The organism is Sulfurihydrogenibium sp., assembly GCF_028276765.1.
Lineage (GTDB): Bacteria > Aquificota > Aquificia > Aquificales > Hydrogenothermaceae > Sulfurihydrogenibium.
In genome coordinates this window covers 1-9,356 of record NZ_JAPYVU010000060.1, presented here as the reverse complement: position 1 = coordinate 9,356, position 9,356 = coordinate 1, and the positions used below count along the sequence as shown (strand labels likewise).

General features: G+C 32.9%; 6 protein-coding genes. 2 read left to right on the top strand and 4 right to left on the bottom strand.

Annotated elements, in window-relative coordinates; all coding sequences use genetic code 11:
• Positions 1 to 405 precede the first annotated feature (405 nt).
• Both carB and leuS read left to right on the top strand, forming a co-directional pair.
• Entirely contained in the window at positions 406 to 2,082 is a 1,677-nt protein-coding gene (carB, locus tag Q0929_RS08190; protein ID WP_299239657.1) for a carbamoyl-phosphate synthase large subunit, read from the top strand.
• 20 nt (positions 2,083 to 2,102) lie between these two features.
• A complete protein-coding gene (gene leuS, locus Q0929_RS08185; RefSeq protein WP_299239650.1) occupies positions 2,103 to 3,926 on the top strand; it encodes a leucine--tRNA ligase in 1,824 nt (607 codons plus the stop codon).
• A 141-nt stretch (positions 3,927 to 4,067) separates the two neighbouring features.
• Here the strand turns inward: leuS and hfq are convergent, their stop codons facing one another.
• From hfq to Q0929_RS08165, 4 genes are all read right to left on the bottom strand, one after another.
• Positions 4,068 to 4,325, bottom strand: coding sequence for an RNA chaperone Hfq (gene hfq, locus Q0929_RS08180; RefSeq protein ID WP_299239647.1), 258 nt, complete (start codon positions 4,323 to 4,325; stop codon positions 4,068 to 4,070).
• Between the two features lie 11 nt (positions 4,326 to 4,336).
• Positions 4,337 to 5,284 carry an ADP-ribosylglycohydrolase family protein gene (locus Q0929_RS08175; RefSeq protein WP_299239644.1) on the bottom strand — a complete coding sequence of 316 codons (948 nt, stop codon included), beginning with the start codon at positions 5,282 to 5,284 and terminating at the stop codon, positions 4,337 to 4,339.
• Positions 5,285 to 5,286: 2 nt separating this feature from the next.
• Complete coding sequence (gene lysS / locus Q0929_RS08170) at positions 5,287 to 7,020, bottom strand: lysine--tRNA ligase (protein WP_299239639.1); 1,734 nt, start codon at positions 7,018 to 7,020, stop codon at positions 5,287 to 5,289.
• Between the two features lie 312 nt (positions 7,021 to 7,332).
• Positions 7,333 to 9,048, bottom strand: a complete 1,716-nt coding sequence (locus Q0929_RS08165; RefSeq protein ID WP_299239632.1) for a bifunctional diguanylate cyclase/phosphodiesterase — start codon at positions 9,046 to 9,048, stop codon at positions 7,333 to 7,335.
• Between the last annotated feature and the right edge of the window lie 308 nt (positions 9,049 to 9,356).

Sequence of the window (9,356 nt, the reverse complement as noted above, 5' to 3'; positions counted from 1 at the left end):
CTTATTAATAGGTTTTTAACAATGAATAATTATTAGCGTAGTGTATAATTAATTAAAGAAAAGCAATAAAACGTATGCAGAAAAAAATAGACTATTCTATGATTTTCTATTATTGGACAAAGCAATATAATGATTAAATAAACTTACATCTGAGATTGTTACAAAATTCTCGTAAGTTTACCTTTCCGTGCCATCCATCGGCTTACAGCCTAAGGATCTCCTCTTTTAAAAATTAAAGAAAAAGAGTTTCTTCGCCGGCTGCAGAATGACACTGTAGAGAAACAAAGGCGGAGATTCTTTGCTCGGCTTTGAAATAGTAATCAAAAACGCTATTTAATTTTTAGACTTAGTTAAAAAATCCTAAGAATGATAAAATATATATTTAAAATTTATCAGAGGTAGAATATGCCTAAAAGAACGGATATAGAAACGATTCTGCTTATTGGGTCGGGTCCGATAATAATCGGTCAAGCTGCAGAGTTTGACTACTCAGGAACACAAGGAGCAAAAGCATTAAAAGAAGAAGGATATAGAGTTATTCTTGTAAATTCAAATCCGGCAACCATCATGACAGACCCAAACATAGCAGATAAAACATACATAGAACCATTGATTACACCAGTATTAGAGAAAATCATAGAAAAAGAAAGACCTGATGCAATACTTCCCACACTTGGTGGACAGACAGCATTAAACCTTGCAATAGATTTGTATGAAAAAGGAATTTTAGATAAATACAACGTTGAGCTTATAGGTGCAAAGTATGAAGTCATAAAAAAAGCAGAAGATAGAGATTTATTTAAAAAAGCTATGGAAAATATCGGTCTGTCTATGCCAAAAAGTGCAGTAGTAAAATCTATTGCAGAAGCTGAAGAAGTTATTGATTGGATAGGCTTTCCGGTAATCATAAGACCATCTTTTACACTTGGTGGTACAGGGGGCAGTATAGCATATAACAGAGATGAATTTTATCCAAAAGTAAAAGCAGGTCTTGATGCATCTCCAATTCATGAAGTACTACTTGAAGAGTCGGTGATTGGTTGGAAAGAGTTTGAGATGGAAGTTATGAGAGATAAAAATGATAACTGTGTAATCATCTGTTCAATAGAAAACTTAGACCCAATGGGCGTTCATACAGGTGATAGTATAACAGTTGCTCCTGCAATAACGCTGTCAGATAGAGAATATCAGATTTTAAGAAATTACTCTATAGCGGTAATGAGAGAGATTGGCGTTGAGACAGGTGGTTCTAACGTTCAGTTTTCACAAAATCCAAAAACCGGCGAATTTTATGTGATAGAGATGAACCCACGGGTTTCCCGTTCATCAGCTTTGGCATCAAAGGCTACAGGCTTTCCAATAGCAAAGATTGCAGCAAAGCTCGCTGTTGGATACACACTTGATGAACTGCCAAACGACATTACTAAAAAAACACCTGCATCTTTTGAACCAACGATAGATTATATAGTTGTAAAAATACCAAGATTTGACTTTGCAAAATTCCCGGAAGCAGACCCAACCCTTACAACTATGATGAAATCCGTCGGCGAAGTTATGGCTATCGGAAGAACGTTTAAAGAAAGTCTGCAAAAAGCATTAAGAAGTCTTGAACTTGGAAGATATGGATTCTACATGGGATTGGAAAATATAGATGAGCAAACATTAAAAGAAAAAATAATAAAGCCAAATCCAGACAGGCTTTGGTATATTGCGGAAGGTTTTAGAAGAGGCTATAGCGTAGATGAGGTCAGCAAATTATCTCACATAGATAAATGGTTTTTAAGTCAAATCAAAGAAATCATAGATTATGAGCTTTATTTATCTACAAAGGATATAAACACAATCACAGACCAAGAGCTTGAAAAAGCTAAGCAGTGGGGATTTTCTGATAGAGAGCTTGCAAGAATTCTTAAAACAACAGAAGAAGAGATTAGAAAAAGAAGAATAGAGGTAAGCTATAAAGTTGTTGATACGTGTGCGGCAGAGTTTGAAGCATTTACACCTTACTACTACTCATCTTATGAAAGTCTTTCCGGAAAGGTTGAAGATGATAATGTAATAACCTTTAGAGTATCTGAATAAAGTTAAAAGAGGTTTAGAAGATGGAATACAACTTTCAAGAGATTGAAAACAGTTTTTTAAAAGAGTGGGAAAAAAATAAAATATTCAAAACAAAAGAGGAAGAAGGAAATAAATACTACGTTCTTGAAATGTTTCCGTATCCATCCGGAAAAATCCATATGGGACATGTGAGAAACTATGCAATAGGTGATGTAGTAAACAGATATTATAGAATGGCAGGAAAAAATACACTTCATCCAATGGGATGGGATGCTTTTGGAATGCCTGCAGAAAACGCAGCAATAAAACACGGCGTCCATCCGGCAAAATGGACTTATGAAAACATAGACTATATGAGACAACAATTAAAAAGACTTGGCTTTTCTTATGATTGGGACAGAGAAGTGACTACCTGCAATCCGGAATATTATAAATGGAACCAATGGATATTCTTAAAGATGTTTGAAAAAGGAATTGCATACAGAAAATCAGCAATCGTAAACTGGTGTCCACATGACCTAACAGTATTAGCAAATGAACAAGTTATTGAAGGAAAATGTTGGAGATGTGGGACTCCTGTTGTTCAAAAAGAGATTCCGTCTTGGTATTTAAAGATAACAGACTATGCAGAAAGACTTCTTGAAGATTTAGAAAAACTAAAGGGAAAGTGGCCTTTGCAAGTTTTGATTATGCAAGAAAATTGGATAGGAAAATCAGAAGGAGCAACGATAAAATTTCCGGTTAAAGATTCTTCAGATTACATAGAAGTTTTTACAACAAGACCAGACACTATTTTTGGCGTTACATTTATGGCATTGGCACCAGAAAATCCTCTTGTTTTAGACCTTGCAAAAGATACTCCATATTTTGAAGAAGTTAAAGCTTTCGTAGATAAAATCAAAGCAATGTCTACAAAAGAAAGGGGGATTGTTGAAGAAAAAGAAGGCGTGTTTACAGGAAAGTATGCAATAAATCCACTTACAAATGAAGAGATTCCTATATATGCAGCAAACTATATACTTTGGGGATATGGAACAGGAGCAATTATGGCAGTTCCGGCTCATGATGAAAGAGATTTTGAGTTTGCGAAAAAATATAATCTTCCTATAAAAGTAGTAGTACAGCCAAAAGATAAAGAATGGGATTTTGAAAAATCAGCGTATGAAGAAGAAGGAATTTTGGTAAACTCAGGAGAATTTAGCGGGCTTGAATCTTCTAAAGCAAAGCAAGAGATTACAAAATATTTAGAAGAAAAAGGTTTAGGAAGGAAAACCATAAACTATAAACTAAGAGACTGGAACATCTCTCGTCAAAGATACTGGGGTACTCCTATACCTATTATTTACTGTGACGATTGCGGAATAGTTCCTGTACCAGAAGAAGATTTACCTGTTGTCCTTCCGCAGGATGTAGAATTTACAGGAGTTGGCGGGTCTCCATTGTCAAAGGTAGAAGAGTTTGTCAATACAACCTGTCCTAAGTGTGGAAAGCCGGCAAAAAGAGAAACCGACACAATGGATACATTCGTCGACAGTTCATGGTACTTTTTAAGATACTGCGACCCAAAAAATGACAAACTTCCTTTTGATAAAGAAAAAGTTGATTACTGGATGCCGGTTGATATATACATTGGCGGCATAGAGCATGCAGTTTTACATCTTTTATATTCGAGATTTTTCACTAAGTTTTTGAAGGATATAGGTTTAGTATCTGTAGATGAACCATTTGAAAGGCTTCTTACCCAGGGAATGGTATTGAAAAAATGGATAAGCATAGGAAAGCTTCTTGAAATTTTGGGCGTAGATGAGAATATATCAGTGGATGAGTTTAAAGAGAAGTTAGAGGAGTTTGTAAGTAAAAGGTAGAAGTGGTAGGAATGTTTGATTTAATAGAGTTTGGGTTGAAGGGTCTCTTCTTCTAAAAAATCAGAGAGTGAGTAGAGACAATTCGTACTGCTACACCTGAATAAGCAAGAAGCAGAAAGTAAAACCCTTCGTCGACTTTAATTACTCTTCTGCATCCTCTATTTCTTCTTGGTCGTATTCAAACTCTATTTCTCTTTTAGGTGATATTGTAGTTATTGCATGCTTATAGACTAAAACTTGTCTTGGTCCTTCTTTTAAAAGAATTACAAAATTATCAAAATACTTTATTTTTCCTTCCAACTTAACACCGTTCACCAAATAAACATCACATCTAACTTTTTCTTTTCTAATTGTATTTAAAAACTTTTCTTGCAGTCTTCCTTTTTTTTCTTTTGCCATAATTTTCCTCCTTAGACTGGTATAACTTCTAAAAATTTCTTTACTAATTCTACAATATAATTATAATCCATCAGTTGATTTTTCCATCTTTCTGGAATTTGCTCTTCACCGTTATAGGCACCTGCAAAAGCTCCTGCGATTAATGCAATACTGTCTGTATCGCCACCGTAGTATCCATAAGAGTTTGCAGCTTTAATGATTGTAGTTTCTATGTCTGACGGTGTTTTTAAAAAGATAAATAGAGCTTGTGAAAAGCTTTCTAAGCAGTAGCTACCATTTCCAAGCTCGTTTATGGCTGTCTCATAATCTGCTCCTTTCTTTAAAAGGTCTAATACTTTATGAAGGTATTTTTTGGTTTCAGATTTATGAACGAATTTTTCTAAAAGTTTTATAAAGTATTCATATTCACCCTCTAAATAAAATCTACCTTGGATAAGCTCTCCAATTGCTACAGCTAAAGCTGATGATACATCTAAAACAATCTCATTCCTTGATGTTATCATTGTTAATGCTCTTGCTACTTCTGAGGCTTGATATGGGTCTTTATAATAATACATTCCAACGGGTATAGCAACGAGAGAGTGGTCTATTGTAGACCCTGTTAGTGGAGGTTCAGTTCCTTCTTTTATGGATTCTATAGCAAGCAAAAAGATTGGGTCAATGTAAGTGTGGATTTGACCTTTTTCAAGCCATTGAATGTACTTTTCAATTATATATTTGGTATCTATAAATTTTCTTTCAACGATAGATTCTACTATCAATTTTATGATTTCAAATTCACTTGTGTTTTCTCCCGGTCTTAAAAAGTATGATGGTGAGGATGGATGGGGAATAAGCAAATCTTTTACAGGCTCGCCATAAAACTCTATAACTTCATCAATAGGTAGTTCTTCTACCATCATTCCAAGACTATCACCTATCGCAGCGCCCAAGAGAGCTCCTACTATTTTTTCTTCCATTTTTACTGTCCTTCTGGTCTAAGGGTTGGAAATAGAATTACTTCTCTGATTGAGTAATTGTCTGTAAGCATCATTACAAGCCTGTCTATTCCGATTCCTTCGCCTGCTGTAGGTGGCAAGCCGTACTCTAAAGCTGTTAAGAATGTTTCATCAATGTCCATTGCTTCCTCATCGCCCATTTCTTTTTCTCTGATTTGCTGGATAAATCTTTCTCTTTGGTCCATAGGGTCGTTTAACTCTGTATAGGCGTTTGCAAGCTCTTTTTTATTTATGATAAGCTCAAATCTTTCTACTAAATCTGGGTCGTTTCTATGTGTTTTTGCAAGTGGTGATAGTATCTTTGGAAAATCTATTACAAATGTAGGTTGGATAAGGTCTTCTTCAACAAAATGTTCAAAAAGTTTATCAAGAATTTTCACATGGGTTAATGTATCTGCTTTTGGTATTCCTACCTCTTTTGCAAAATTCCTTGCTTTTTCAAAATCTAAGAAAAATTCTTTATCTTTTCCTGTTTTTTGTTTTAATGCATCAAAAAATGCTACTTTTCTAAATGGCTTTTCAAAATCAAGCTCTTGACCTTCCCATGTTATTTTTAACGTTCCTACTGTATCAAGAAGTATTTTTCTAAACAGCTCTTCTGTCAATACCATCAAGTCGTTATAGTCTAAGTATGCTGCGTAAAACTCAACCATCGTAAATTCTGGGTTGTGGGTTGTGTCTATTCCTTCATTTCTGAAATTCCTTCCTATCTCAAAAACTCTGTTAAATCCACCAACTACAAGCATTTTCAAATAAAGTTCTGGTGCAATTCTTAAATATAGGTTCATATCAAGTGCGTTGTGATATGTAATAAAAGGTTTTGCCATAGCTCCTGATGCTACAGGTTGAAGTATTGGTGTTTCTACTTCTATAAATCCTTTACTTTCTAAAAACTCTCTCAAACTTTTTATTGCCTTGGACCTTATTTTAAAGATCTCTCTCGTTCTTTGATTTGCTATTAAATCTAAGTATCTGTATCTGTATCTGTACTCAGTATCTTTCAGTCCGTGCCATTTTTCCGGAAGTGGTCTTAAAGATTTTGCTAATATTTCATAGTTATGAACTTCTACTGTAAGCTCACCTGTCATGGTTCTAAATAGATGACCTTCTACGCCGATAATATCTCCAATATCCATTAAGTCCATTGCTTTTTTATAGTTTTCTTCTCCCAGAATGTCAGCGTTAAAATATACTTGCAGCTTTCCGTCTGAGTCTTGGATATGTCCAAAAGCGGCTTTTCCTTGGTCTCTAAGTGCTATTAGTCTACCGGCTACCGCAACTTGCTTTTTCTCCGGGTCTTTGTCATATCTGTTTTTTATTGTTGATACATCTTCTCCTGCTTCTTCAAATAAAACTTCTTCAGCTAAAAGTGTAAGCTTTCCATCGATTCTTTTTAATTTTCCTTTGAATGATGCAACTATATTTGGAGATAGTTTTTCTTTTTGTGGAAAGACTACTTGAATTTCGTAATGTCCGTTTAAATCTTCAAATCTTATAAAATAATCGTTTTCCTTTTTAGATACTCTTTTTATTTTTCCTTTTATGATATACTCTTTATCTTCCGGCTCAAATTCAAGTCCTTCTCTAACAGATTTTAGGTCTGTTGTAATGCTAAATTTATGTGGATAAGGATTTTTTCCTTCTTCTGTCAATTTTTTAATTTTCTCCAATCTGCTTTCTAAAATCCCTTCTGCCATCTATTTTGCACTCCTTCTAAAAATTGATATCTAATAATTATAACTCAATATATGGCGAGAAAGTAAGAAAGTGAAAGATGAGAATTAAGACGGTGAGATGTAAAAAGTGAAAAGTTTATATAATTTCTCTTTAGCTGTATTTTGCTTATCGTTTTTTACTTTTTAAAAAACTTTTTAAAAGATAAGATCCTTTGGACTAAAGTCCTCAAGATGACAGCAAAAGGTTAAATAATAAACGTTAGAATAACCTTGTTTGTCAGTCTGAGCGAAGCGAAGAATCTTATGTTTTTAATGAATTTCTCACCCGACGTATTATTCATTATCTATTATCTCTTCTATTGGCTTTGGTTTTGAGAATAGATATCCTTGACCATAATCAATGTCAAGTTCTTTTATTATTCTCAAAATTTCTTCATTTTCAACATATTCTGCAATTGTTTTAATCTTCATCTTTTTACAAAACTGAGCTATCATTTTAACTACTTCGTAAGAGACATTATCATTTATTATATTTTTTACCAAATTTGCATCAATCTTTAAATAATCAATGTTTAATCTCAATAGATACACAAAGTTAGAGTATCCAGAGCCAAAATCGTCTAAGCATATTGAATATCCTGCTCCTTTGAGCTGCTTTATTATCTCTAAAGATTCTTCATAAGCCAAGAGGTCTTCTGTTTCGACAATCTCTATAGACATTCTTTCTGTTATGTCTTTCTCTTTTGATATTGATAAGAGATAGTCTACTATTGACCTATTTAATACATCCGCCTGTTTTAGATTGATACTAACTTTAAGGTTTTTATGTTTTTTTAAAGTATTATAGTTATAATCAATTACAGCTTTTGTTAGCTTTGTATAGATGAATGTATTTTCTATCACATTTAAGAATTTGAATGGTGGCACAACGTTGCCATTTTTATCTATAATTCTTACAAGAGCTTCATAGTGAGATATGCTGTTATCTTTTAGGTCTACTATCGGCTGGTAATAACATAAAAGACGATTTTCTTCTATTGCGTCTTTTACTTCAACTACAGTTATAAGATTTTTCTCAACTTCCTTTTCTTCATCGTAGATTTCTATTCTATTTCTGCCTTTAGATTTTGCTTTATATAAAGCAACGTCAGCTTTCTTAATAGCTTCATTTAAATTTTTATCTTTATTCGTGTTTAAATAAACTCCTATAGACATTGTTGTCTTTACGTAATCTCCGTCAGTTATAGGAATTTTCAATTTTTCAATATTAGACCTTATTCTTTCGAAAAGATTTAACATGACTTGAATATCTTGTCTTCTGTTTACTTTTGCTAATAATAAAAATTCTTCACCGCCATATCTTATAAGAATATCCTCTTCTCTTGTTAGTTTCTTTATGGTGTTTGCAACACTTTTTAGAACTTTATCACCTATGTCGTGCCCGTAAGTATCATTAATTTTTTTGAAGTAATCAATGTCTATCAAAGCAACAATATACTGTTTTAAATCTATAAAATCCATTATGTGTTGTAAATAATTTCTGTTGTATAAACCTGTTAGATTATCGGTAAAACTTTTTTGCTTATAATATGACGCTTTTAAGGCTAAAAATATAGTTATGTTTATTACAACAAGACCAGCAAATATAAATAAAAGAATTAAATTTTTCAAAACACTGATCAATTGAGATATGTAGGATATTTTCTCTATGTTGTAATCTATAACAAGCAAATAATCAATATTTTTCTTGTCTTTAAAAGGTTTATAAAATGTAAGACCTATTGTATTTACAGTAGTATGAACTAAATATTGATATCGTCTGCTTTCTAACGCTTTTTTAATTACCGGAGTTTCCTCTTGCAGAAATTCAAATAAATCGTTGGTTTTCATTCGGTCTTTTTTGGAGACATCTATGAGTATAAAGGATTTTCCATTATTAAAATATGTAGCATATACATAGCTTGTATTTTCTGTAAGCAGAACTTCCATCATATCTGATGCAATTTTAAAGAAAGTTTTATCAGTAGAAATTTTTTCTATTAGACTCATGTCTTCCGGATAACTCGTTAGTTTTTTAATTATATTGGCTGAAATTCGATCTTCTTTTTCAAGGTCCTTTTTTATAATATATTGGTAGGTTGTATTTTCTATTAAAGGTAAAGAAATAAGGACAAGTAAAAAGGAAAGAATAGAAAATATGACAAACAATAATAAAATAGAGTATCTTTGAATACCTCGGGTGAGAAATTCAAATATAAATAAAACATCTAAAAAAGCTCCTTGGTGGCAGTTAAAATTGTAATAGCAAAAATTCCACCAAGGAGGTAAAAATGCAAAACTCTAATCTTTATTTTACA